We start from the raw sequence: 24,561 nt of genomic DNA, 5'->3' as shown, positions 1-24,561 counted from the left end.
TTGGTCGTCGGCCGCCGGGTCGCGTTTAGTCCTTGTGCCAGGTGATCTCGCCAGACAGGTGTGGGGCATCGCCCTTGCTGTTCAGCAACTGGTAATCCCAGGCGTTGTCCCGTTCCTGCCAGTTCAGCTGCGCACTGCCCGGGAGGAAAAGGGGCTTCTTGAAGTTGCAGCTAACCGTTACCGGACCTTTCTGCCAGCCATTCTGCTGTTCCAGCAGGGCGATGACATGAGCCTTACTCCACATGCCGTGGGCAATCGCACGGGGAAAGCCAAAGGCCTTTGCGGTGAGTGCGTGGAGGTGAATCAGGTTGAGATCCCCTGAAACCTTGCCATACCGACGGCCGAGGTTTTCCGGAGCCTTGATGTCCAGCGTATTCGGGTAGCGTGGCAGTTCGGGCTTGGCGCCTGAAGGCTTCTTGCTAGCACTGGTGCCGCCGTTACTCTGGCGGAACAGGTTGGTGCTGGTTTCTTCCCAGACTTTCTTGCCGGCGGCAAAGCACTCGGTAACCAGATCGAACTCCAGGCCGCGATCGGTTTGTTGCTCACCGTCCAGCCTTACTTCGATATCCAGTCGCTCACCTCGGCCAATGGGGCGGTGCTGGGTTATGCTGTTGCGCAGATGAACCAGTCCCAGCAGCGGAATTGGAAACTTGGGATCCGTCAACAATTTCAGTTGAAGCGGGAACGCCAGGATGTGAGGCCAGGTCATCGGCACCGAGTTTTGCGGAATGAAACCACAAACCTGTTCGTAGCGTGTAAGCTTGGGGCCGGTGGTACTGACGCCGATCAGGTTGGCGCTGAGGGCTGGCAATGTAACAGAGCCCTGGTCTTTGTTCTTCGGGAGCACCGCACGGCTATAGAGGGGCCAGAGTCCTGGGGCCTGTTTGTTGTACGTATAGTTTGCGGTCATGGAATGCATGTCTCCTGCAATTACTTGAGAACTGTCAAAAATCTGGTACAACTGTGCTTCGTTGGCCCAAATTGCGCTAATATTGTTCAGGTGAGGCTGAGTCTGGCAAAGTCAGGGAGGCACGACAATGACTCGCGCTACACCCCCCAAGGTCGGGATGGCCAACAGAAAAAATATACAACTATAAGCGGGATAATATGCAGGAACTTCGTGATGCTGGTGTGATGTTGCGTCTTATCTATGAGGCGATGAAGAAGAAGGGAGTGGATACGGATGCAGTCTTCACCCGACTCGGAGTTGACGAAACGTATGTATACTCCGAGCAACTTCGTACACCGCACAATGCCCAGTTGTATTTCTGGCAGGTTCTGGAAGATGTATCCGGCGATCCGGATATCGGGTTGCATCTGGGTCAGTTACTTCCGGTCTACCGGGGGCAGGTACTGGAATACCTTTTTCTCAGTAGTCCCACCTTCGGCGAGGGGCTCAGGCGGGCGCAGAATTACCAGCGCTTGCTCAGTGATGCCGCCAACACAGAATTCCTCATCGAAGGTGACGAAGCCTGTATGGTGCTGGACACCGCCTCAGACGAAGTGCGTCGCCTGAGGCACTTCAACGAATGTTTTGTTCAGGGCTTGCTGGCGTTCTTCAAGTCCATCACAGATGGCAGCTTCCGTCCCTCGCGGATTGAGTTTGAGCATGAGCGTGAGCGCGGCCACGAGCTGGTTGAAGAAGCGCTGCAATGCGAGGTTCGCTTCGGTGCCGAAGAAAATCGTCTCTATTTCCCTGTTGATGTCCTGACCTATCCCTCCACCCACGCTGAGCCCGAACTGCTGGCCCTGCATGAACGCTTTGCCAGTGAGCAGGTGGCGCGGCTGGAGAAGAAAGACATTATGGGCCAGGTTGAGCGAATTGTGGCGGAGTTGCTGGAAAGCGGTGAGGTCACCCTTGATGCGGTGGCGGAACGGCTGGATATAAAGCCCCGTACCCTGCGGACACGACTGACCGAGGCTGAAACGAGCTTTAACCAGGTGCTGGCGGACTTCCGCTACCGGCTGGCACGCCAGCTGTTGGCGACCACTGACGAGTCCATTGACGAAATCGTGTATCTGACCGGTTTCTCTGAGCCGAGCACCTTTTACCGGGCATTCAAGCGTTGGTCTGGAATGACCCCAATCGAGTACCGCAAGAACGCTCAGGGCCGAGATGCCAGCATTGACGCCATGTGATTGAAGAAAATCCAAAATACTTCGTGAAAAAGCGTTGACACGGGGGCAAAGCTCTATATAATGCGCCCTCGTTGTCACCGCACACAGTCATCCACGGATGACGCCTCAGGTGGCAGCCCAACGCGGAGCGGTAGTTCAGTTGGTTAGAATACCGGCCTGTCACGCCGGGGGTCGCGGGTTCGAGTCCCGTCCGCTCCGCCATTTTTTCCTCTCTTTTCGGCTTTGCCCGATTTTTTTCTCCTGGTTAGTCAAAATTTCGCCGTTCTGGCGCTTGTCATCGTTTTGTCATTGTTGTTTCATATTCTGGCGTTATCCCTTCAAAGGACTCAATCCGAGAGGATGCTGGATATGATGGAATATGAAGAAGAACTGCTCGCGCAGGACAATGAAGACTATGATGACGATGAGGTTCTGGACGACGCCACGGAGTTGTAAGCGCCGCCTTTCCTGCCGGAATTAACCGTTATCATGAGCCCGAAGCTTTTTTCTGTGTTCTCCGGGGCTCACCTCAAACCAGCGCCTGTAAGCTTTGTGAAAGGCTGCAGGCGTTGAAAATCCCAGAAGCCAGGAAATTTCCGTGAGCGACACCATGGTCTCGCGGATATAGTCCCGGGCCAATTCCTTTCGCGTTTCATCAATCAGTTGGCGATAACCTGTGCCTTCCTCGGCCAGTTTCCGTTGCAACGTCCAGGGTGACAGGCCGAATTCCGCAGCGACGGTTTCCAGCGTTGGTGCCGATTGTTCCAATAGTGGGGACAGTTTGTCTTTGACCTGCTCTCGTAACGTCCAGCCTGAGCGGAGCTGTTTCAGTCGCAGTTCGCAGTTGGCAATAAGTTGTCGGTGCAACGCGGTCTGCGCGTCTGGCGATGCGAGTTCGCGAATACCCTCAGCCAGTTGAATGCTGTTCTCTCCGCCAGAGAAGTGGACCGGGCAGTCGAACCAATGGCTGAAGGTGTCCTCCAGGCCCTGTGAGGGGTACTCGATGCGGACCTGCTCCACGACATGATGACGCCCGGTAAGCGTCCGTAGCAGCTGTACCCAGGTCGATAGTACCGAGTCGACCACAAAAAAGTTAAAGCTGTTGTAGGGGCGTATGGAGTAGAACGTCGCCAGAGTCGCCCCCCTGGCCATACTGGGATGGCCGCGGCTATTGCGGCTGGTCAGCAGGGAGTAGCGAACCAGGGTCTCCAGTGCGTTACCGGCGGTTGCGGCGCTCTGTGCGGCCAGGCCCGGGAGGCCGGAATCGACCGGCCGGCTCAGGGCGCCAATGACTAATCCCAGCGCCCGGTTGCCGGTCAGTTCAATGGCAGCGTGTCCCAATCGCATATAGCGGGGAATGCTGATGCGCGCATCGGGGGAGCCGAGCAGTTGGTCGTTCAGGCCAAACGTTGCCATCAGCGATTCGCGGGAGAAGCCTTCGTTGTGGACTGCACGCAGCAGGGCTTCGACGTGGAGTACGCTGATGTCGCCGAGGGTGTTGCGACGTGGTTGGTCGGGGGGGTTCTGGAGCATGATTCGATTAAGTGTTGTGTGGGGATAATTAAATGTTATTTCAGGATATTGAGCTGAGCAAGCAGGCAGGCTAATTTATCGCCACATAACGACTAACTCCCCAGGAGCGACTGATGAGCGAACATACTGCCAAACCTGGCCTGGCCAAGTATCCGAACCTGCTGGCCCCACTGGATCTCGGTTTTACTCAATTGCGTAACCGGGTCTTGATGGGCTCCATGCACACCAATCTGGAAGAAGCCAAGCATGGTTTTGAGCGTCTGGCAGCCTTTTATGCCGAGCGTGCTCGAGGTGGGGTAGGCCTTATTGTCACCGGGGGTATTGGTCCCAATGCCGAGGGTTGCGTGTTCCAGGGCTCTGCAAAACTGGATACCGAGGCTGAGGCGGAAGAGCACAAGCTGATTACCCAGGCTGTCCATGAGGCGGATGGGAAGATTTGCATGCAGATCCTTCATGCCGGTCGCTATGCGTACAGTCCTGAGCTGGTGGCCCCTTCCGCGATTCAGGCGCCAATCAATCCGTTTACACCGAAAGCGCTGGATGAAGCGGGCGTTGAGAAGCAGATTCAGGATTATGTGACCTGTGCAGCACTCGCTCAGCAGGCCGGTTACGACGGCGTTGAGATCATGGGGTCCGAAGGTTATTTCATTAACCAGTTCATTGTTGCCCACACCAACCACCGCACCGACCAATGGGGTGGCAGCTATGAAAACCGTATCCGCCTGCCCCTGGAGATCGTGCGGCGTGTGCGTGAGCGGGTAGGGGATGAGTTCATCATCATCTATCGGCTGTCGATGCTTGATCTGATCGAAGACGGCAGCACCTGGGAAGAAGTGGTTCAGCTTGCCAAGGCCATCGAAAAGGCTGGCGCGACCATCATCAACACGGGTATCGGCTGGCATGAGGCGCGGGTTCCGACCATCGCTACGTCGGTCCCCCGGGCGGCGTTCACCGAGGTAACTGCGCGCCTGCGTAGCGAAGTCAGTGTGCCGCTGATTACCACCAACCGTATTAATATGCCGGACACCGCCGAAAAGGTGCTGGCCGACGGTCACGCAGACATGGTGTCCATGGCGCGCCCGTTCCTGGCTGACCCGGATCTGGTCAACAAGGCTGAGGATGATCTTGCTGAGGAGATCAATACCTGCATCGGATGTAACCAGGCCTGTCTGGATCACACCTTTGCTGGCAAGCTGACATCCTGCCTGGTGAACCCGCGGGCCTGCCATGAAACCGAGTTGGCTTATGTGAAAACCGCGAGTCCGAAGAACATTGCCGTGGTTGGCGCGGGCCCTGCCGGTCTGGCTTTCGCGACGGTGGCTGCTGAGCGTGGCCACAAGGTCACCCTGTTTGATGCCGGTTCTGAGGTCGGTGGCCAGTTCAATGTCGCCAAGCGTATTCCGGGTAAGGAAGAGTTCTACGAGACCCTGCGTTACTTCCGGGTGATGCTCGACAAGCACGGCGTTGATGTGCGGCTCAATACCCGGGTTTCTGTAAGCGACCTGACCGGCGCAGGTTTCGACGACGTTGTGTTGGCAACCGGCATTGCGCCGCGGACTCCGGACATTGAGGGTATCGATCATCCCAAGGTGATGAGCTATCTGGATGCGATCCTTGAGCGTAAGCCGGTTGGCAGCAAGGTGGCGGTCATCGGTGCTGGCGGTATTGGTTTTGATGTGTCCGAGTTTATTGTTCATAAGGGCGAGTCCCCGTCTCTGGATACCGGTCATTTCATGAAAGAGTGGGGTGTTGATCTCACGGTTGAGCATCGTGGCGGCATCAAGGGTGTTACCCCCGAGGTGCCGGAAGCGGCGCGTGAGGTTTACCTGCTCCAGCGCAAGACCTCCAAGGTCGGGCAGAACCTGGGCAAGACCACCGGCTGGATTCACCGCACGTCGCTGAAGCACCGCAATGTGCAGATGATTCCTGGCGTTTCCTACCGTAAGGTTGATGACCAGGGGCTGCATATCACCATCACCCCGAAAGGCGCCGAGCAGGGCGAAGACCGGGTGCTGGATGTTGACAGCATCATCATCTGTGCCGGCCAGGATCCGCTGCGCGAGTTGCAGAAAGGGCTCGAGGATGCCGGCGCCCGCGTACACCTGATTGGTGGTGCGGATGTGGCGGCCGAGCTTGATGCCAAGCGAGCCATCAATCAGGGCAGCCGTCTGGCCGCAGAAATCTGATTGTCGAAGGTGATCCGGGAGGCGGCCTGAGCCGTCCCTGGCTGCGCTGACAGGAAAGCCCGGAAGAGAATGGTTCTCTTCCGGGCTTTTTTGTGAACGGTTAAAAAAAGTTACTTCAAGACAGGAACATTTCTCCGTAAAGTCTGCCAGAATGCAGCCACGGCACTACAATAATTGCTGGGGTGTTGCTGTTGCATCAAAGGTTTGCCCGCTTGGAAGAGCATCGCTGCAAGGGGCTGCAACCAATACCCGTCAGTCCGATCAAATCAGGTGGCACCGCGCCGGCAGAAGTCCGGGGTGCTTATTCAGCAGGAGTCAAGAATGGGGTCTGCCGGTCAGGCGAGTGAGGGATACGCGGCGGTATTCTTCATGGACGGTAAAAAAATCGCCCGTCAGATGCGAGCTTCGGAATTCGGGGCGTTCCTGGATGGCTATGTGGGCCTCTCGGACCTGAAAGAGACCGACGTCAAGGCGGTCTATGTCAGCCTGAGCGATGAGCTTCATATCCTTGGTATGGTGTTTTTTTGCATCTATTTCGATGACGAAGGACGTGCCGACAGCAGCTGGAACATCCCCATTGAAGAACTCTCGGTATCGGGCGGCAAAGGCCCGAATCTGGGGGATGGCCCCATTCGTCTGGTCTGTAAGAGCCAGTGCCCGGTGGCCGGCATCAAGGATGAGCTCTGGGATCCTGACATGGCACCGGGCAACAACACCTTCCAGGTCATCCGCAAGGCAATCGAATCGAACTCCCTGAAGTTCCAGAAGCGGGAGCCGGTCCCCGAGATCAGTGATGATGATATCCCTGTGCTTGGGCAAGCTGTGGCACCGGAAATCGCTGGCAAATCTCAAGCCGAGCAGGAACTGAAGGCCGAGCGCAACCGCATTGCCAGCCAGCTCCGTGAGCATCGGCTTCGGATCAAGACCCTGCAAAGTGTCCATCGTGATGCTTTGGCCGATAGCCGCCGCGAGCACCGTCTCGAGATGCAGGCCATGCGTACGGAATTGGCGGAGCTCGAACAGAAATTTGAGCGGATACGGCTAGCCAACGAGCAGCTCAAGCAGCGTCTGGCGCAGCGCAATGAGCAGTACCTGGTCATGCAGGAGCAGGTCAGCCAGAGTGTCGAAGAGGCCCGGGAGGCCAGCCCGACGAGCGGTGCTGAGGCGGTGCTGCTGAATGAACAGCTGGAGCGCAAGCAGCGCGAGCTGGAGATGCGGGACGAGAAGATCGTTCTGCTGGAGCAGGAGCTGCATGAACTGCGTCACCGTGAGCCTCCCGAGAACACCGTGATGAAGCAGTTGCAGGAGCAGTCGGTGTTCCTGGTGGCCTATCACGCCGGCATTGGCCACCTGACCCTGCCATTTGATGACATCGAAACCTACTTCCAGAATCCCACGGCGTACGCGGCTGATAAATGTGGGCTGAATGAACCGGCCTATCGCGATTGGCTGGATCATTACGAAAACCCGATGTGTCGCCATCAGAATGCTGATGGTAAACCATGCGAGCATCCGGTGATGCGGGTCAGCCAGCCTGCGGACTTCCGGCCGGGCATTGATGACCGCTGCGACGAGCACCAGGGCGCTTAAGCGCGCCCGGGCCAGTGGTCAGGTACGACAAACCAGCGCTCGACTTCCCTCAGGCCGTTTCCCTGGGGGCACTTTCCCATTTTGGCAAACAGTGCCGGGCGCCCGCTCAGGGCAACCTGGCTCAGGGATTGTTCCGTCAGTTCGCCAGGTGTCGCCATCGCTTGCCGGAAATTTCCCAGCCAGTGAGGCTTCTGAAGCGGCGTCCAGTGTCGCGTGTCGAACAGATCCAGTTGCGAGTGATATAGCCAGCCGCCGCGTTCATGGCGGGGGTTGATCCAGTCTGCCAGCGGAGGCTCGGGTAGCGCTGGGGCGATGGGGTGAAACAGGTAGCCGGGCATGAACAGAACCGGGTGGATTGTTTCGCTAACGCCGCATGCAGCCAGTACCCGCCGGGTTTCCGGGCGTTGGCTCATGGTCAGTTGATGTGACAGCATTCGGTCCGTTTTCAGATCGAGCCGGTCGTTCGGGTTCGGGCCAAACCAGCGTGTGCCCTGATGCTCGGGTACGCCGAGGTAGAACTTGACCGCGATCTCATGGTGTTCGAACTGATTGGTTACCGGGTTCTGGACAACGAAGTCCAGTTCGCCCAGCGTGCTACCCTGATCCGAGCGAATGGCGGCATTGCGGGCGAGGACCGGCCACTCCAGTAGCCAGGTGAGAAGGAAGTGGTAGAGCTCCTCAAAATAGTGCCCCAGCCGGTAGCTCTGGCTCCGGGACAGGGCATCCAGCAGGGGCTCGGGCTGCAGGTCAAGCGCCCGCAGTCGCCTGAAGGTATTCTCTGGAAGGTGGTCAGGCAGTGACCGGGTCAGCTCGTTGCAAATCAGCGAAGGGGCCCCGCAGAGCCATGCCAGGTGCCGGACCGCAGGCGTATTCCAGGCATTGTTATCGGGTGTCATCATGTTTGGACCGGAAAATCTGTCGAAGTCGGGGTAAGGTATTTTCAGTAATTTGCCGATATTCGTTAAGATGACATTAACAACGGTCGCTGAACAGGGTGGCGGCTATAACTGAATGCCGGTTACGGACCTCTTTACAGGACTGAACAGAACTCTCTAGGACTCTAAATGGATCAATTCAGGAATATTGGTGTGATTGGGCGGCTGGGTAGCGTCAAGGTGGTGGAAACGCTTCGCCAGCTAAAGCAATACCTGATCCGTGAGAACTATCACGTCATCATTGAAGATGACACCGCCAGTATGTTGCCTGGCCACGGATTGCAGGTGGCCAGCAAGAAACTGCTGGGAGAAATCTGTGATCTGGTGATTGTGGTTGGTGGTGATGGCAGCCTGCTTGGTGCCGCTCGCGAACTGGCCAAATCCAACGTTCCGTTGCTGGGTGTGAACCGGGGGAGGCTGGGCTTTCTGACGGATATTTCGCCGGTGGATCTTGAGGAGCGCCTGGCAAAAGTGCTGGCGGGGGAGTTCATTGAAGAAAAACGCTTCTTGCTGGATGCCAGTGTGGAGCGCAATGGCCAGGCCCTGGGATTTGGCGCAGCGTTGAACGATGTGGTTTTGCACCCGGGCAAATCGACCCGGATGATTGGTTTTGATCTGTTTATCGACGGCCACTTTGTCTATAGCCAGCGGTCGGATGGTCTGATTGTGTCGACTCCCACGGGTTCGACGGCGTACTCCCTGTCCGCAGGCGGGCCGATCATGCATCCGAAACTGGATGCCATTGTGCTGGTGCCAATGTTCCCCCACACCCTGAGCAGCCGCCCGATCGTGGTGGATGGCAAAAGCGAGATCAAGCTGGTGATCGGTGAAACCAACGAAGCTTACCCGCAGATCAGTTTTGATGGTCAGATGAACATTGCCTGTGCGCCGGGTGACATCATCCGGATCACCAAGAAGCCATTCAAGATCCGTCTGATTCATCCGGAAGATCACAATTTCTATGCCACCTGCCGCGACAAACTGGGCTGGGCGAGCGAGATAGCAGCGAGTTGATTATGGCGGTATCAATGAAGTCCGCGAGCCGCGGTTATGACATTATCGGAGACGTTCACGGCTGTGCGCATACCCTGGTTCGCCTGCTGGAGCAGATGGGGTATCGCAAGATCAGCGGGGTGTATGAACACCCTCGCCGACAGGCCATCTTTATTGGCGACATTGTCGACCGTGGGCCGCGTATCCGCGAAGCCCTTCACCTGGTCCGGGACATGGTGGAGCGGGGTTCGGCACGCATGGTCATGGGTAATCACGAATACAATGCCCTGGGCTATTGCACCCGCGCACCGGCCGGAAGCGGCCGCAAATGGTTGCGGGATCACAACCCCCGCCATGACCGACTGATTCGTGAAACCCTGGATCAGTTCGAGCATTACCCCCACGAGTGGAACGAGTTTCTGGAGTGGTTCTATACCGTGCCTCTGTTTATCGAGGAGGAGCACTTCCGCGTGGTTCACGCCTGCTGGGACACCGCCCTGATCCAGAAGTTCAAGGAAACCCAGGGTGGCGCCTGCATCGATGAAGAGTTTCTGTACGCGTCCTCGGCGCTGGAATCCTTTGCAGGTCAGGTGATGGATACCTTGCTGCGAGGCACCGACCTCAAGTTACCGGGAGGCATGGCGATTACCGGCAAGGATGGTTACGTGCGCCAGTTTTTCCGCACCAAGTTCTGGGCGGACCACCCGAGAACCTATCAGGATGTGGTGTTCCAGCCCGACCCGCTGCCACCGGAGGTTGCCAGCCGGGAACTGACGGCGGAGGAGCATGCCCAGCTACTCAGTTACCCTGCCAGCGAGCTGCCGGTATTTGTTGGCCACTACTGGATGGATGGCAGCCCGGAGCCGATCGCCCCGAATGTGGCCTGCATCGACTACAGTGCCGTCAAGTACGGCAAGCTGGTGGCCTATCGCATGGACGATGAACGTGAACTGTCGCGGGACAAGTTTGTTTATGTGGACGTCGATCGGCCCGAGCAGGGCGGTGACCCGTATTCCGAAGACAGTGTCGCGAGGTAACCTTGTACCGGATCAAACAGCTTGAAACCGATATCAATCTCGCTGAGTTCAGCCGCTGGCTGCGAGAGCAGGGGGTTAATCACCGGATCACGGCCGAAGGCAACTTTCAGGTTCTGTGGCTGGAGAACCCCGACTTCACCGACGCGGTGCTGGCAGCCCTGAATCAGTTTATGGAATCGCCGGATTTTCGTACCGGCGTCCATAAGGCCAACAGCTCGCCGGTCTATCGTGGGGGGCGCTGGCAGCCGTCACCGAGGCATGCACCCCTGGTGTTGTCGTTCATTGTTATCGCGGTGTTGGTTGCGTGGATTACCGGGCTGGGTACCAGCATGATGTCGGCGAACCTGACGTTTATTGATCCCCGCTACTACGAATGGGGGACCCTGACGGAACGTATGGCAGCATTGTCAGAGAGTCTGGCATCCGGTCAGGTGTGGCGGCTGATTTCGCCGGATTTTCTGCATTTCAGTTGGTCGCATCTCATTTTCAATTCGGTGATGTTGTGGTTCCTGGGCAGCCAGATTGAGTGGTTTGATGGTCGGGCGCGCATGGTCGTGCTGTTTCTGGTCACCAGCCTGCTCTCCAATGGCCTGCAGTATGCCGTATCAGGACCTCTGTTTGGTGGTCTGTCGGGTGTGGTTTATGGTGTACTCGGCTATTGCTGGCTCGGCCAGCAGCGGATGCCACGATTTCAGTTTCCGCCCGCGCTGGTGGTTTTTGCGGTGGTTTGGATGGTGATCGGTTTTACCCCATTGCCGGAGTGGCTGGGGATTGGCAGGATGGCGAATGAAGCGCATCTTGGCGGGTTTGTTGCCGGGCTGGCGATGGCGCTATGGCCGCCGCGCAGGGTAAGACACTGAACGGGAATAAAAAAGCCCCACCGAAGGTGGGGCATAAAAGAGCTTGTAAGCTCCTGATGAGAGAGACCAAATGAACGACCTTTGTCATTTGGTTTAGTAATGATAATCGTTATCATTTAATTGGGTCAACCCTTAAATGATTTCTTTTTGCGAAATATATTCGGAAAGATGTGATGACATACCAGGAATTGATTGAGCGTATGGATCCCACGGTCTACCAGAGCCTGCGTCAGGCGGTGGAGTTGGGCAAGTGGCCGGATGGTCGGGTGCTTACCGACGAACAGCGGGAGCTGTGCATGGAGGCGGTGTTGTATTACGAGAGTCAGCATGTACCGGAAGAGCAGCGCGTGGGCTACATCGACCGGACCAAAAGCGACGGTAGCAGCTGTGGCCCGGACGATGACGCGTCCCCAATTCGTATTCTGAGCTGAGGTAGGCTTTGAGCGCAGTTATTGATGTAACCGGACGGCTCCGGAAGATGCCGGTAGAAGCCGCAGACCCGGTGGCGTACACCATCAAGGTCGGGGATACCCGGCTGCCCCTGAATGACCTCATCGGGCATCCGGTCCAGATTGATTTCGATGGTGTGATCCGCTGTATCCATTGCGACCGCATGACCAAGAAGAGTTTTAGTCAGGGCTACTGCTATCCGTGTTTTCGCAAGCTGGCGGAGTGTGACAGCTGTATCGTCAGCCCTGAAAAATGCCATTACAACGAAGGTACCTGCCGGGATCCGAAGTGGGGTGAGACCCACTGTATGACCGAGCATGTGGTGTATCTGGCCAATTCCTCGGGCCTCAAGGTGGGTATTACCCGGGCCTCCCAGGTACCCACCCGCTGGATTGACCAGGGAGCGGTGGCCGCGATTCCCATGCTGCGGGTAGCCACCCGTCAACTGGCCGGTCTGGCCGAAGTGGCCTGCAAGCAGTACGTTGCCGATCGCACCAACTGGCGGGCCATGCTCAAAGGTGAGACCCCGGAGCTGGATCTTGTTGCCGAGCGTGCGGCGATGCTGGAAAAAATCCAGCCCGAGCTGGCAGCCCTGCGCGAGGTTCATGGCGAAGATGCCCTGCGGGCCGTGGATGAGCCGGGCCTGAGTCTCAGTTATCCCGTTCAGGTATGGCCGGACAAGATCAAAACCCATAATCTGGACAAGACACCGTCGGTGTCTGGTGTCCTGCAGGGGATCAAGGGTCAGTACCTCATTCTGGACACGGGTGTGATCAACATCCGCAAGTACACCGCCTATGAAGTCCGGTTCCAGGTCACCGCCTGACGCCGGGATTGTCTTACTGTCATTCCAAATGTTTCCGTGGCGCCGCACCGCCCCGCCTGCTGGAGAGAATCATGCGAACAAGTCAGCCTCGAACCATTTACCTGAGCGAATATCGCGTGCCGGCCTTTCTGGTCGATCACGTGGATCTCAGGTTTGAGTTGTTTGAGAATGGGGCGCGGGTCCATAGTACCCTGACCGTGCGTCGCAACCCCGAGTACCCGGGGGTGGCAGAGCATCTGGAGCTGGATGGTGACAGTCTCAAGCTGGAGTCGGTGAGCCTGGATGGCATCGAGCTGGGCGCAGACCGGTATCAGGATCAGGGCGATAAACTGGTGGTTCAGGCCGTACCGGATAAGTTCGGGTTGAACGTGGTGACCTGGATCGAGCCCCAGAACAATACCCGTCTCGAAGGTCTGTACAAATCATCGGGGATGTTCTGTACCCAGTGTGAAGCCGAAGGGTTTCGCTGCATTACCTTTTTTCCGGATCGCCCGGATGTGATGGCCCGTTTCCGCACCCGCGTCGAAGCTGACCGGGAAAAGTACCCGGTGCTGCTGTCGAACGGGAATGATGTCGATCGCGGCGAGCTGGCGGACGGCCGTCATTTTGTCACTTGGGAAGACCCGTTCCCGAAACCCTGTTATCTGTTTGCCCTGGTCGCGGGGGATCTGGTGCTGAAGCAGGATACGTTTACCACCTGCTCCGGCCGCGACATTGATCTGCGGATCTATGTTGAGGCCCGCAATGCGGCCAAATGCGACCATGCCATGGATTCTCTCAAGCGGTCCATGCGTTGGGATGAGGAGGTCTATGGCCGGGAATACGATCTCGACATTTTCATGATCGTGGCCGTGGATGATTTCAATATGGGGGCAATGGAGAACAAAGGGCTCAATATCTTCAATTCGTCCTGCGTTCTGGCCAGTCCCGAGACTGCAGCCGACACGGCCTTTCAGCGTATCGAAGCGATTGTTGCTCACGAGTATTTCCACAACTGGTCCGGAAACCGGGTCACTTGCAGGGATTGGTTCCAGCTCAGTCTTAAGGAAGGGTTTACCGTGTTCCGCGATGCCGGCTTTTCCGCCGACATGGGCTCGCCCACGGTGAAACGAATTGAGGACGCGACCCTGATGCGCACGGCCCAGTTTGCTGAAGACGCGGGCCCTATGTCGCACCCGGTGCGGCCATCCTCCTATATGGAGATCTCCAACTTCTATACCCTGACGATCTATGAGAAGGGGGCGGAAGTCGTCCGCATGATTCATACCTTGCTGGGGCCCGAGCTGTTCCGCAAGGGTAGTGATCTGTATTTTGAACGCCATGATGGCCAGGCGGTCACCACCGATGACTTCGTCAAAGCCATGGAAGATGCCAGCGGTCGTGATCTTGGGCAGTTCCGTTTGTGGTACGAGCAGGCGGGCACGCCGCTTTTGACCGTTCGCGACGATTTTGATTCCGAAGCGGGCATTTACCGCCTGACCATTGAGCAGGCAATCCCGGATTCACCGGGCCAGACCAGCAAGAACCCCCAGCATATTCCCTTTGCGCTCGGGCTTCTGGGGGCAGATGGAACGGATCTGCCGCTGCGGTTGTTTGCCGATGAAAACGATGCGCCTTCTGAGCGGGTGCTGGAGTTAACCGCGGCCCGTCACGAGTTTGAGTTTCATGGTCTTTCCGAGCGGCCGGTTCCGTCCTTGGTGCGCGGATTCTCTGCTCCGGTCCGGGTAGATTATCCCTGGACCCGTGAACAGCTTATTTTCCTGATGAACCACGACGGTGATGGTTTCAATCGCTGGGACGCCGGTCAGCGGTTAGCGGTGGATGTTATTCAGGCGTTGATCCGCGGCGATGAGGAGGGTGTGGATGAGCGACTGGTCGAGGCTTACCGATCGCTGCTGAGCGATCCATCCCTGGATCAGGCACTGGTCGCCAAGATGCTCCAGCTTCCATCGGAAGCCTATCTGGTGGAACTGGCCGATAGCGCCGATGCTCAGGCCATCCACGGGGCTCGAACCCGGGTACTGGACTGTTTGGCGCAGGCACTGCGAGGGGAGCTCCTTGAGTGCTATCGCCGCAACGGAGATGATGGCTCTTACCAGCTGACGCCTGAGGCCATCGCGGCCCGCAGCCTTCGCAATACAGCGTTGTCCTGGCTGTTGCACATTGGAGACCGGGAGGCCTGTGGCCTGGCCCAGACCCAGTTTCAGGATGCGGGCAACATGACAGATCGGATGGGCGCGTTGCGGGCGCTGGTAAATTCCTGCTTTGTGACGGAGCGGGAAGCGGCGCTGAACGACTTTTACCAGTGCTGGCAGGATGATCCCCAGGTGGTTGAACAGTGGTTTTCAGTACAGGCAGCGAGCCTGCAGGCCGGTACCCTGAACCATATACGCGAGCTTTTGGCGCATCCTGCATTTGATTGGAAGAACCCTAACAAGGTACGTTCGGTGATCGGAGTGTTTGCAGGTCAGAACCTGGCCCAGTTCCATCAGGCCGATGGTTCCGGGTATATTTTCCTTGCCGAGCAGGTATGCAGGCTCGATGACAGTAACCCGCAGATTGCTGCGCGCCTGGTATCACCGCTGACCCGTTGGCGAAAATTTGCCGAGCCCTATGGTGGAAAAATGAAACAGGCGTTGGCGTCGGTACGGGATAAAGAAGGCTTATCGAAAGATGTCTTTGAAATCGTTCACAAAAGTCTGAAAGAGTAGGGCCGTCGCGGAAGCGAGTGGTGACATTTCATCAACAAAAATCGCACTTTTGGACGATGACCTTGATAGGCTATTCGTCTAACCTGCTTTTCACTTAGAGGACCGAATTGACCTTTTACTAAAACAATACGCCGTAAAGGCTTTCAGACTCACCAAGGTTAATACCATGCTAAATAATAAAAAAATGCTTTTGGGGGGGCTGCTCGCGCTGTCGATTGCAGCGTCTCCTGCTTTGGGTGCAGTATCCGCAAGTGAAGCCGCTCGTCTTGGCAACGACCTGACACCGTTCGGGTCGATCAAGCAGGGTAATGCCGCTGGTACCATTCCGGCCTGGACCGGTGGCTTGACCACCGCTCCCGAGGGCTACGAGGGTAGCGGTCAGCACCATATCAATCCGTTCCCGGATGACCAGCCACTGTTTACCATCAGTTCCAGTAACATGGCGCAGTATCAGGATCACCTCACCGACGGGGTGGAGGCTCTGCTGGAAGCCTATCCGAGCTCGTTCCGGGTCCCGGTTTACCTCTCCCGGCGCACCCACGCTGTACCTGACTGGGTGGCGGAAAATACCCGCAAGAATGCCGTCAATGCTGAGATCGTAGGCGCCGGCGCGGGACTGGACGGCGCCTACGGCGGTTACCCATTCCCGATCCTGAGTGGTTCCAGTGAAGAAAAAGCCTGGCAGGCGATGTGGAACCACCTGACCCGCTGGCGGGGCGTCTCGTTGACCCGCAGAGCCAGTGAAGTGGCGGTGCAGAGCAACGGTGATTACACCCTGGTCACCTCCCAGCAGGAAGCTTTTTTCAATTTCTACAATCCGGAAGGGGATGAAGGGGATCTCGATAATGTGATCTTTTACTACCTCTCGTTCACCCAGTCACCACCCCGGTTGGCGGGGGGCGCCATCCTGATCCATGAGACCCTGAACCAGATCATCAACCCCCGCAATGGCTGGGGCTATAACGCAGGTCAGCGTAGGGTTCGACGCGCACCCAACCTGGGGTATGACTCACCCATTGCCGCCGCTGACAACCTGCGCACGGCCGACGATACCGACATCTTTAACGGGGCTCTGGATCGCTACAACTGGGACTACAAGGGCATGAGGGAAATCTACGTGCCCTACAACAACTACCTGTTAAGCGAGGAAGGGGTCCCGTACTCCGACATTCTCGGGCCGGCACATATCAATCCGGACCTGACCCGCTGGGAGCTGCACCGGGTTCATGTGGTAGAGGCGAACCTCAAGGACGGTGAACGTCACATTTACAGCAAACGCCGTTTTTACATTGATGAAGACAGCTGGAATATTCTGCTGGTTGACCAGTACGACGGTCGTGGCGAGTTGTGGCGGGTAACCTTCGGAATGGCAATCAACTATTACGAACTTCCCGGCGTCTGGACTGCGCTGGACGTTTATCACGACCTGCAGGCGCGCCGGTACCATGTACTTGGGCTGGATACGGAAGAACCAGGCACCCGGGTGTTCACCAATGAAGTCCCGAACCGGCGGTATTACTCGCCAGCATCCCTGCGTCGCAGGAGTGTTCGCTAAGGAATTAAAAGTAAGAAATATAAAAGAAAGCAGGATTTAGACCGGCGGTCGTGAGACTGGCGGTCTACTTTAGTTAGTAGCGGCTGTTAAAGCCGTCCACAGAGACACTGGATAAACATAATAGGCACATTGAATGGCTACACGGTTGACGTGCAAGAACCTGGGTACAGTCTGCCTTGGACTGACCATGGCGTGTTCTGCCCCGGCAGCGTTTGCTCTGCCGGACATCATTGAAACTCCGGCCAGGGAGACAGCCCTGGCGCCCACCCAATTGCTGACCGATACCACTCAGGCGGGTGAACGCATCGTGGCCGTTGGTGAGCGCGGGCATATCATCTTCTCGGATGATGAGGGGCAGTCCTGGTCACAGGGGCAGGTTCCCGTGTCGGTTACGCTGACCGCTCTCGATTTTGCCGATGCCGACACGGGTTGGGCGGTAGGTCACAGTGGTGTGGTGCTCAGGACTGATGACGCTGGTGCAAGCTGGGCGTTGCAGTTGACCGGTATTCGTGCAGCTGAACTGGCCATTGCCGGTAAGGAAGTGCGCGCGGCGGAGCTGGAGGAGCGAATTGCAGAAGCCCCTGAGGAAGAGAAGGGGGATCTGGAGTGGGCGCTGGACGATCTGTATTTCTCGATAGAGAACATGCGTTCTGATCTGGACATCGGGCCGGTAAACCCATTGCTTGATGTCTGGTTTGAAAACGAGCAGCACGGTTTTGTGATCGGTGCCTACGGCATGATTTTGCGTACCAATGATGGCGGCGATAGCTGGCAGGATTGGTCCGGGCGCCTGGAAAACCCGAGTGGATACCACCTGAATGCCATCACCAGTGTGACGGGGGGTGGTCTGGTGATCGTCGGTGAAGCCGGGCAGATCTTTGTCTCCGTTGATAATGGCGAAACCTGGGAGCTTCGCGACAGCCCTTATCCGGGCTCCCTGTTTGGCGTGCTTGGCACTGGCAATGTCAATGAAATTTTGGCTTTTGGGCTCCGTGGCAACGTGTTGTTGTCCCGGGATCTGGGTAAGTCCTGGACAATTGTGCCCAGCGGTGCGACCGCAACCCTTAATGGTGGCGCTGTAGCCGACGATGGCCGGATTACCCTTGTTGGTAATGGCGGTGCCATTCTGGTGAGTACCAACGGTGCTGAAAGTTTTCGGGAAAATTTCCGTAATGACCGTGAAGGTGTCATGAGCGTGGTGCCGGTGTCTGATACCAACATTCTCATTGTGGGTGAGCGCGGTGTAAACGTGACCGATGCTCGCGGACAAGACCTTTAATCACGCCTTGTTGCGGCGAAACTGACAGATTTGAAGAGGGGCTTTTTTAATGTCCAACCCGAAGCACGATAAGGGCGAACATTACCTGACGACGCCAAAGGCGGAGCCGTTCCTGGAGCGGCTGATCTTTAACAACCGGGCAGCCATTCTGCTTGCATTCCTGGTTCTGACGCTTTTCCTTGGCTACAACGCCATCAAGATCCAGCCGGATGCCAGCTTCGAGCGGATGATTCCGCTGGAGCATCCCTATATTGTCAATATGCTTGACCATCGGGATGACCTGGAGAATCTGGGTAACTTTGTGCGAATTGCTGTTGAAGCAAAAGACGGCGATATCTTTAACAAGGAATACATGGAAACCCTCAAGCAGATCACCGATGAGGTGTTCTTCCTGAATGGGGTAGACCGTGCGGGCCTGAAGTCGCTGTGGACTGCCAACGTCCGCTGGGTTGAAGTCACTGAACAGGGCTTCCAGGGCGGTAGTGTTATTCCCGATGGCTATGATGGCTCTCCGGCCAGCCTGGAATCGCTGCGCCAGAACATTCTGCGCTCGAATGAAGTCGGTCGACTGGTCTCCGATAATTTCGGGTCGACGGTGGTTTATGCCCCGTTGTACGAAAAGAACCCGGAAACCGGTGAACCGCTGGATTACGCACAGTTTTCCCGTCAGCTTGAGGCGCAGATCCGCGCTAAGTACGAAGCCCAGAATGCCAACGTCGAGATCCACATTGTTGGTTTCGCCAAGAAAGTGGGTGACCTGATTGAAGGTATCGGCTCAATCGCCTGGTTTGCCGGTATCACCATCATTCTGACCACGCTGCTGCTGTTTGGCTATTCCCGTTGTATCTCCGGAACCCTGGTCCCGGTCTTTGCCTCCATTGTTGCTGTATTCTGGCAGCTCGGTGCGCTGAGGCTGCTGGGTTACGGCCTGGATCCCTATTCCGTACTGGTTCCGTTCCTGGTCTTTGCGATTGGTATCAGTCACGGTGTTCAGGTGGTGAACGCGATGGCGCTGGAAGCTGCCAAGGGCTTTGATCCGATCACTGCTGCGCGTCTGGCCTTCCGGGCGCTGTATATTCCGGGCATGCTGGCGCTGATTTCTGATGCGTTTGGCTTCCTGACCCTGCTGTTCATCCAGATCGACGTCATAAAGGATCTGGCGGTTGCCGCCGGCCTGGGTGTTGCGATTGTTATCGTTACCAACCTGGTTCTGCACCCGTTGATCATGTCCTACATCGGTATCACCAAGGGTGGTATCCGCCATGTTCAGAATCATGGTGAGAAGCAGGACCGCAAATGGCGGGTCATGTCCTATTTCTCCCACCCCAGTGTGGCGCCTATTTCACTGTTGATTGCGGTATTGGGTCTTGGTCTTGGTGTCTACTACAAGCAGGGACTGAAAGTGGGTGACCTTGATCAGGGTGCACCGGAGTTGCGGGCTGATTCTGTCTATAACCAGGACAACGCCTACCTGATCAACAACTACTCCACCAGTGCCGATGTATTGGTCGTTATGGTGAAAACGCCGGCCGAGCAATGTACTCAGTACAACGTGCTGCGGGCATTGGACGGGTTGCAGTGGGAGCTGCAGAACACGCCGGGTGTTCAGTCCTCTGTTTCACTGGCGGACGTATCCAAGATCGTGACCAAGGCTCTCAATGAGGGTAACTGGAAGTGGTACGAGATTTCCCGCAACCAGACCATTATCAACGCGTCAATCCGTGAGGCCCCAGCAGGTCTGATCAACACCAACTGTAGCCTCACTCCGGTGCTGGTGTTCCTGGAAGATCACAAAGCTGAAACCCTGCAGACTGCGGTTGATGTGGTGGAGGCTTACGCTGCCAAGGCCAACAATGAAGAGCATACCTTCCTTCTGGCTGCTGGTAATGCGGGTGTAGAAGCCGCGACCAACGAGGTTATCTCCAAAGCCAAGGATATGATGCTGGTCTTCGTGTATGGCGTGGTGAGTCTGCTCTGTCTGCTGACGTTCCGCTCTATCCGTGCCGTCCTGTGTATCGTCGTGCCTCTGGGGCTGACCTCGATCCTTTGCGAAGCAATCATGGCGGTGTCCGGTATCGGCATCAAGGTTGCTACCCTGCCGGTTATTGCGCTGGGTGTGGGTATCGGTGTCGACTACGGTATCTATATCTATACCAAGCTTGAGAAGTTCCTGCTGGAAGGCAAGACGCTTCAGGAAGCCTACTACGAGACCTTGCGTTCTACCGGTAAAGCCGTTGTCTTTACCGGTGTGACGCTGGGGCTGGGGGTCGTGACCTGGATCTTCTCGCCTATCAAGTTCCAGGCCGACATGGGCTTCCTGCTGTTCTTCATGTTCCTCTGGAACATGGTCGGTGCGATCTGGCTGTTGCCGGCACTGGCGCGTTTCCTGCTGCGCCCGGAGCGCATGTTGGCTAAGGCGCAACAGTCGAAATAGTCCTGTTCCGAGAACTGAAAAAGCCCGTTTCGACGGGCTTTTTTATTGTGTGCTCAAACGGTTAGCGTGATAACGGTCACTTTATTTACCTCCGGAACTGGTCTATGTTTTATGGGGTAGCCGTAGTTTGCCTGTGGTTGAAGCGGGCATTGAATGATAACGATGAAGAAAAAGGATGAGCTCATGGCACTTCGAAAGAACTTCTCTGCACTCGCAATAGCAGCCGCAGTGGGGCTTGGCGCGGCATCAACGACTGTCTCAGCTGCGGAACAGCGGTTCGTAACAATTGGTACTGGCGGTGTGACGGGTGTTTATTACCCGGCTGGTGGTGCCATCTGCCGCCTGGTTAATATGGATCGAAAGGAGCACGGAATCCGTTGCTCGGTCGAAAGCACCGGTGGGTCGGTCTACAACCTCAACGCCATTCGTCAGGGTGAACTGGATCTGGCGGTCGCTCAGTCGGACTGGCAGTACCATGCCTTTAATGGCACCAATGGTTTTGCCGAAGATGGTCCTAATGAAGACCTTCGTGCGGTGTTCTCACTGCACCCTGAGCCATTCACGGTTGTGGCCGCCAAAGGCTCGAACATCAACAGCTTTGAAGATCTGGAAGGCAAGCGGGTATCGGTCGGTAACCCGGGCTCTGGTCAGCGTGCTACGGCAGAAGTGTTGATGGAGGCCATGGGCTGGGGGCTCGACAAGTTCTCCCTGGCTGCCGAGCTGAAAGCTGCGGAACAGTCTCAGGCGCTGTGTGATGGCAACATCGATGCGTTCTTCTACACCGTTGGTCATCCATCGGGTGCGATCAAGGAAGCAACCACCTCTTGTGACAGCGTTCTGGTTAGCGTGGATAACGAAGCGACCCAGCAGCTGGTCTCGGACCACCCATACTACCGGGTCGCCACCATTCCCGGTGGCATGTACCGTGGCAATGATGAGGACGTGACCACCTTTGGTGTCGCGGCGACCTTCGTCACCTCAGCCAGTGTAGACGAGGATGTGGTGTATGAAATCGTCAAAGCTGTCTTTGAGAATTTTGACAGCTTCAAGCGACTGCACCCGGCCTTTGGTGTTCTTGAGAAAGAAGACATGGTCGCGGACGCCCTGAGTGCGCCTCTGCACCCGGGAGCTCTGCGTTACTACAAGGAAGTGGGCCTGATCGACTGATCGGCCACGTGTTAAACGCTGCGGGCATAGTTGTATGCCCGCAGTTGTATCAAGGGAGCCTCTGATTAGCTCCGAATTGCCTTTGCGCGAACGGAAGGCTGTAGACGCAAGGCGCGGTTTGTCGCCAGTGGCCATACTGGCCTGGCAGCAGGCGCAACGCAGTAGATACAGCCACCGGTCACGCCCCGTGGGGCGGTGAACGGTGATCTGGAGTTAATCAGAGCCTCCCAAGACTCTCATTTGTTCAAACAGGATGTAACTATGGCCAATGGTGAGCCCAGAGCCAAAACGAACAAAGAGCAGGCGGATGTAGAGGAATTTCTGCAGACGGAGTCCGGGGGGAGGGCCGCTACCGGCCCCGCCGCGGTCATTCTTTTTGTCGTCCCTTTGTGCTGGTCGTTGTTCCAGCTATGGATAGCGTCTCCGCTACCTTATGTAGTGGAATTTGGGATTTTTAATTCGACTGAAGCGCGTTCAATTCATCTCGCCTTTGCGTCGTTTCTCGCTTTTGCGGCATTCCCCATGATTCGCGGCAAGCATGTCAATCATGTGCCGGTTTATGACTGGGTGCTTGCCCTGGCAGCAGCGTTCTCCGCTGCGTACTTGTATCTGTTCTACGACCAGCTTGCGACCCGTCCGGGCGCGCCAATTACCCAGGATCTGATCGTGGCGCTTGGCGGTCTGGTGCTGTTGTTGGAGGCGACTCGCCGGGCGCTGGGGCTTCCGTTGACCATTGTGGCGACGGTGTTCATCGTTTATGCCCTCGCAGGGCCCTACATGCCTGACGTGATCTCCCACAAGGGAGCCAGTCTTGAAAAACTGGCATCTCACCAGTGGCTGGGTACGGAAGGGGTGTTTGGGGTTGCGCTCGGGGTTTCCACCGGGTTTGTGTTCCTGTTTGTGCTGTTCGGCGCCTTGCTGGAGCGTGCGGGTGCCGGTAACTATTTCATCCAGGTCGCCTATGCTCTGTTGGGGCATATGCGCGGGGGGCCGGCTAAGGCTGCCGTCGTGTCCAGCGGCCTGAGCGGGGTGATCTCCGGATCGTCGATTGCCAATGTTGTCACGACCGGTACCTTTACGATTCCGCTGATGAAGCGGGTCGGCTTTCCTGCCACCAAGGCAGGCGCAGTGGAAGTTGCTGCTTCCACCAATGGCCAGCTGACGCCGCCCATCATGGGGGCTGCGGCGTTTCTGATGGTGGAGTATGTCGGCATTTCCTATATCGAGGTCATCAAGCACGCGATCCTGCCCGCACTGATTTCCTACGTCGCCCTGATCTACATCGTCCACCTGGAAGCCTGCAAGATGAATATGCAGGGGGTGGAGCGACTGGACCGGCCCTCCCTGGCGCAGCGCATGCTCACCTGGGTGGTGCTTTTGCTGGGGCTCAGTGTGCTTACATTGGCGGTCTACTATGGCATCGGCTGGGTCAAGGATGCCCTGGGCAGTGACGCGGTTTGGGTGCTGGCGCCGCTGCTGTTGCTGGCCTATGTCGGGCTGGTGTGGTACGCCACCCGGTTCCCTGAACTCAAGGAAGATGACCCGAACGAGGCCATGGCTGAACTGCCACCGGTCGGGCCGACGGTCAAGACCGGCCTGTACTATCTGCTGCCGGTTGTGGTGTTAGTGTGGTGTCTGACGGTTGAACGGTTTTCACCTCAGTTGTCGGCCTTCTGGGCGACCCTGTTCATGATCTTTATCATCGTGACCCAGCGCCCGCTTAAGGCCATGTTTCATAAGCATGGGGCTGTGGGAGGCGCGCTCCTGGACGGCTGTGGCGATCTCTTCCATTCGCTGGTAACCGGTGCGCGCAACATGGTCGGCATCGGCGTTGCCACGGCCACCGCGGGTATTGTGGTGGGGACGGTGACGCTGACCGGCATTGGGCTGGTGATGACCCAGTTTGTTGAGTTTATTTCCGGTGGCAATCTGCTGGCGATGCTGGTGTTTACAGCACTGATCAGCCTCATTCTCGGCATGGGCTTGCCGACGACCGCCAACTACATTGTGGTGTCGACTCTGATGGCACCGGTCATCGTAACCCTTGGGGCCCAGAATGGATTGCTTGTGCCGCTGATCGCCGTTCATCTGTTTGTGTTCTACTTCGGCATACTGGCGGATGATACGCCGCCCGTTGGGCTGGCGGCGTATGCCGCCGCCGCGATATCCGGGGGCGACCCCATACGTACCGGTATTCAAGGTTTTACCTACGATATCCGGACTGCGATTCTGCCGTTCATGTTCATCTTCAACACCCAGTTGCTGCTGATCGGACTCTCGGGCTGGTTTGACCTGCTGGTCACCATCTTCAGTGCGGTCACGGCCATGCTGGTGTTTTCGGCGGCGACCCAGGGTTACTGGTTTACCCGCAGCAAACACTGGGAAACCGCGCTGCTGCTGCTGATCACCTTTACCTTGTTCCGGCCGGGGTTCTGGTGGGACATGATGTATCCGCCCACTGAAAGCCGGCCGGGTACTGAGATCATGCAGTATGTGGATCAGGTACCGGTCGACGAGCCCATTGTGCTCCAGGCATCCGGCATGTCGCTGGACGGCAATGATGTCTCCACCTTCGTGGAACTGCCGTTGCCGGAAGGTGCAACCCCAGAGGACCGCCTTATGCAGGCGGGTCTGGAGTTGCGTGCGGATGGCGATCGAATGGTGGTGGACTTTGTTGGCTTCGGTACGGCGGCTGAGGATGCCGGCATCTACTTTGACTGGACCATTGATTCTGTCCAGGTTGCTCTTGAGCGGCCGCCGAAGGAATTGATGTTCATCCCGGCTCTGCTGTTGCTTGCCGTGCTGGCATTTGGGCAGATTCGTCGTCGATCCCGGGAGGGCGCGACACCGGCAGCAGGCGCTGCCTGAGTGATAGGAGGCGGTCGCC

At 56.9% G+C, this 24,561-nt stretch carries 17 protein-coding genes and 1 tRNA gene; 15 read left to right on the top strand and 3 right to left on the bottom strand.

Annotated elements, in window-relative coordinates; genetic code table 11:
• Positions 1–25: 25 nt before the first annotated feature.
• Positions 26–910, bottom strand: coding sequence for a MaoC/PaaZ C-terminal domain-containing protein (locus tag BLV11_RS11750; RefSeq protein WP_091814235.1), 885 nt, complete (start codon positions 908–910; stop codon positions 26–28).
• A 197-nt stretch (positions 911–1,107) separates the two neighbouring features.
• Between BLV11_RS11750 and BLV11_RS11745 the strand changes: the two genes are divergently transcribed.
• A complete protein-coding gene (locus BLV11_RS11745) occupies positions 1,108–2,139 on the top strand; it encodes an AraC family transcriptional regulator (protein WP_091814231.1) in 1,032 nt (343 codons plus the stop codon).
• A 124-nt stretch (positions 2,140–2,263) separates the two neighbouring features.
• Positions 2,264–2,340, top strand: a tRNA-Asp gene (locus tag BLV11_RS11740).
• A gap of 255 nt (positions 2,341–2,595) precedes the next feature.
• Here BLV11_RS11740 and BLV11_RS11735 read toward each other — a convergent pair.
• Positions 2,596–3,651, bottom strand: a complete 1,056-nt coding sequence (locus tag BLV11_RS11735) for an AraC family transcriptional regulator (RefSeq protein WP_091814228.1) — start codon at positions 3,649–3,651, stop codon at positions 2,596–2,598.
• A gap of 113 nt (positions 3,652–3,764) precedes the next feature.
• Between BLV11_RS11735 and BLV11_RS11730 the strand changes: the two genes are divergently transcribed.
• Together BLV11_RS11730 and BLV11_RS11725 are read left to right on the top strand one after the other, a co-directional pair.
• Complete coding sequence (locus BLV11_RS11730) at positions 3,765–5,837, top strand: oxidoreductase (protein ID WP_091814224.1); 2,073 nt, start codon at positions 3,765–3,767, stop codon at positions 5,835–5,837.
• A 321-nt stretch (positions 5,838–6,158) separates the two neighbouring features.
• Positions 6,159–7,427, top strand: a complete 1,269-nt coding sequence (locus tag BLV11_RS11725) for a DNA repair protein (RefSeq protein WP_091814220.1) — start codon at positions 6,159–6,161, stop codon at positions 7,425–7,427.
• Here the strand turns inward: BLV11_RS11725 and BLV11_RS11720 are convergent.
• A complete protein-coding gene (locus tag BLV11_RS11720) occupies positions 7,424–8,326 on the bottom strand; it encodes a DUF1853 family protein (protein WP_091814217.1) in 903 nt (300 codons plus the stop codon). The two genes, BLV11_RS11725 and BLV11_RS11720, sit on opposite strands and share 4 nt — an antisense overlap.
• 165 nt (positions 8,327–8,491) lie before the next feature.
• Here BLV11_RS11720 and BLV11_RS11715 point away from each other — a divergent pair, with 165 nt between their 5' ends.
• The 11 genes from BLV11_RS11715 to BLV11_RS11665 all read left to right on the top strand — a co-directional run bounded on the left by BLV11_RS11715 (position 8,492) and on the right by BLV11_RS11665 (position 24,542).
• On the top strand, positions 8,492–9,376 hold the full coding sequence (locus tag BLV11_RS11715) for an NAD(+) kinase (RefSeq protein WP_091814214.1): 885 nt from the start codon (positions 8,492–8,494) through the stop codon (positions 9,374–9,376).
• 14 nt (positions 9,377–9,390) lie between these two features.
• A complete protein-coding gene (locus BLV11_RS11710) occupies positions 9,391–10,392 on the top strand; it encodes a metallophosphoesterase (protein WP_245726012.1) in 1,002 nt (333 codons plus the stop codon).
• A gap of 2 nt (positions 10,393–10,394) precedes the next feature.
• Complete coding sequence (locus BLV11_RS11705; RefSeq protein ID WP_091814207.1) at positions 10,395–11,252, top strand: rhomboid family intramembrane serine protease; 858 nt, start codon at positions 10,395–10,397, stop codon at positions 11,250–11,252.
• 173 nt (positions 11,253–11,425) lie between these two features.
• Entirely contained in the window at positions 11,426–11,683 is a 258-nt protein-coding gene (locus BLV11_RS11700; protein WP_091814204.1) for a YeaC family protein, read from the top strand.
• 8 nt (positions 11,684–11,691) lie between these two features.
• Entirely contained in the window at positions 11,692–12,528 is an 837-nt protein-coding gene (locus BLV11_RS11695) for a DUF2797 domain-containing protein (RefSeq protein WP_091814201.1), read from the top strand.
• Positions 12,529–12,599: 71 nt separating this feature from the next.
• Positions 12,600–15,239, top strand: a complete 2,640-nt coding sequence (gene pepN, locus BLV11_RS11690) for an aminopeptidase N (protein WP_091814198.1) — start codon at positions 12,600–12,602, stop codon at positions 15,237–15,239.
• 166 nt (positions 15,240–15,405) lie between these two features.
• Positions 15,406–16,794: a DUF1329 domain-containing protein gene (locus tag BLV11_RS11685; RefSeq protein ID WP_091814195.1), complete on the top strand. Its 1,389-nt coding sequence runs from the start codon at positions 15,406–15,408 to the stop codon at positions 16,792–16,794.
• 187 nt (positions 16,795–16,981) lie between these two features.
• On the top strand, positions 16,982–18,073 hold the full coding sequence (locus tag BLV11_RS11680) for a WD40/YVTN/BNR-like repeat-containing protein (protein WP_091814192.1): 1,092 nt from the start codon (positions 16,982–16,984) through the stop codon (positions 18,071–18,073).
• A 49-nt stretch (positions 18,074–18,122) separates the two neighbouring features.
• Positions 18,123–20,507, top strand: coding sequence for an efflux RND transporter permease subunit (locus BLV11_RS11675; RefSeq protein WP_091814188.1), 2,385 nt, complete (start codon positions 18,123–18,125; stop codon positions 20,505–20,507).
• Positions 20,508–20,690: 183 nt separating this feature from the next.
• The gene (locus BLV11_RS11670) at positions 20,691–21,674 is read left to right on the top strand and encodes a TAXI family TRAP transporter solute-binding subunit (protein ID WP_091814851.1); all 984 of its coding nucleotides are present in this window, start codon (positions 20,691–20,693) and stop codon (positions 21,672–21,674) included.
• 261 nt (positions 21,675–21,935) lie between these two features.
• The gene (locus BLV11_RS11665; protein WP_091814185.1) at positions 21,936–24,542 is read left to right on the top strand and encodes a TRAP transporter permease; all 2,607 of its coding nucleotides are present in this window, start codon (positions 21,936–21,938) and stop codon (positions 24,540–24,542) included.
• The last annotated feature ends 19 nt before the right edge of the window (positions 24,543–24,561 follow it).

It is taken from the genome of Marinobacter mobilis (genome assembly GCF_900106945.1).
GTDB classification, from domain to species: domain Bacteria; phylum Pseudomonadota; class Gammaproteobacteria; order Pseudomonadales; family Oleiphilaceae; genus Marinobacter; species Marinobacter mobilis.
Note: the sequence above shows the minus strand (reverse complement) of the source record. Positions and strands in the feature narration are given on the sequence as shown.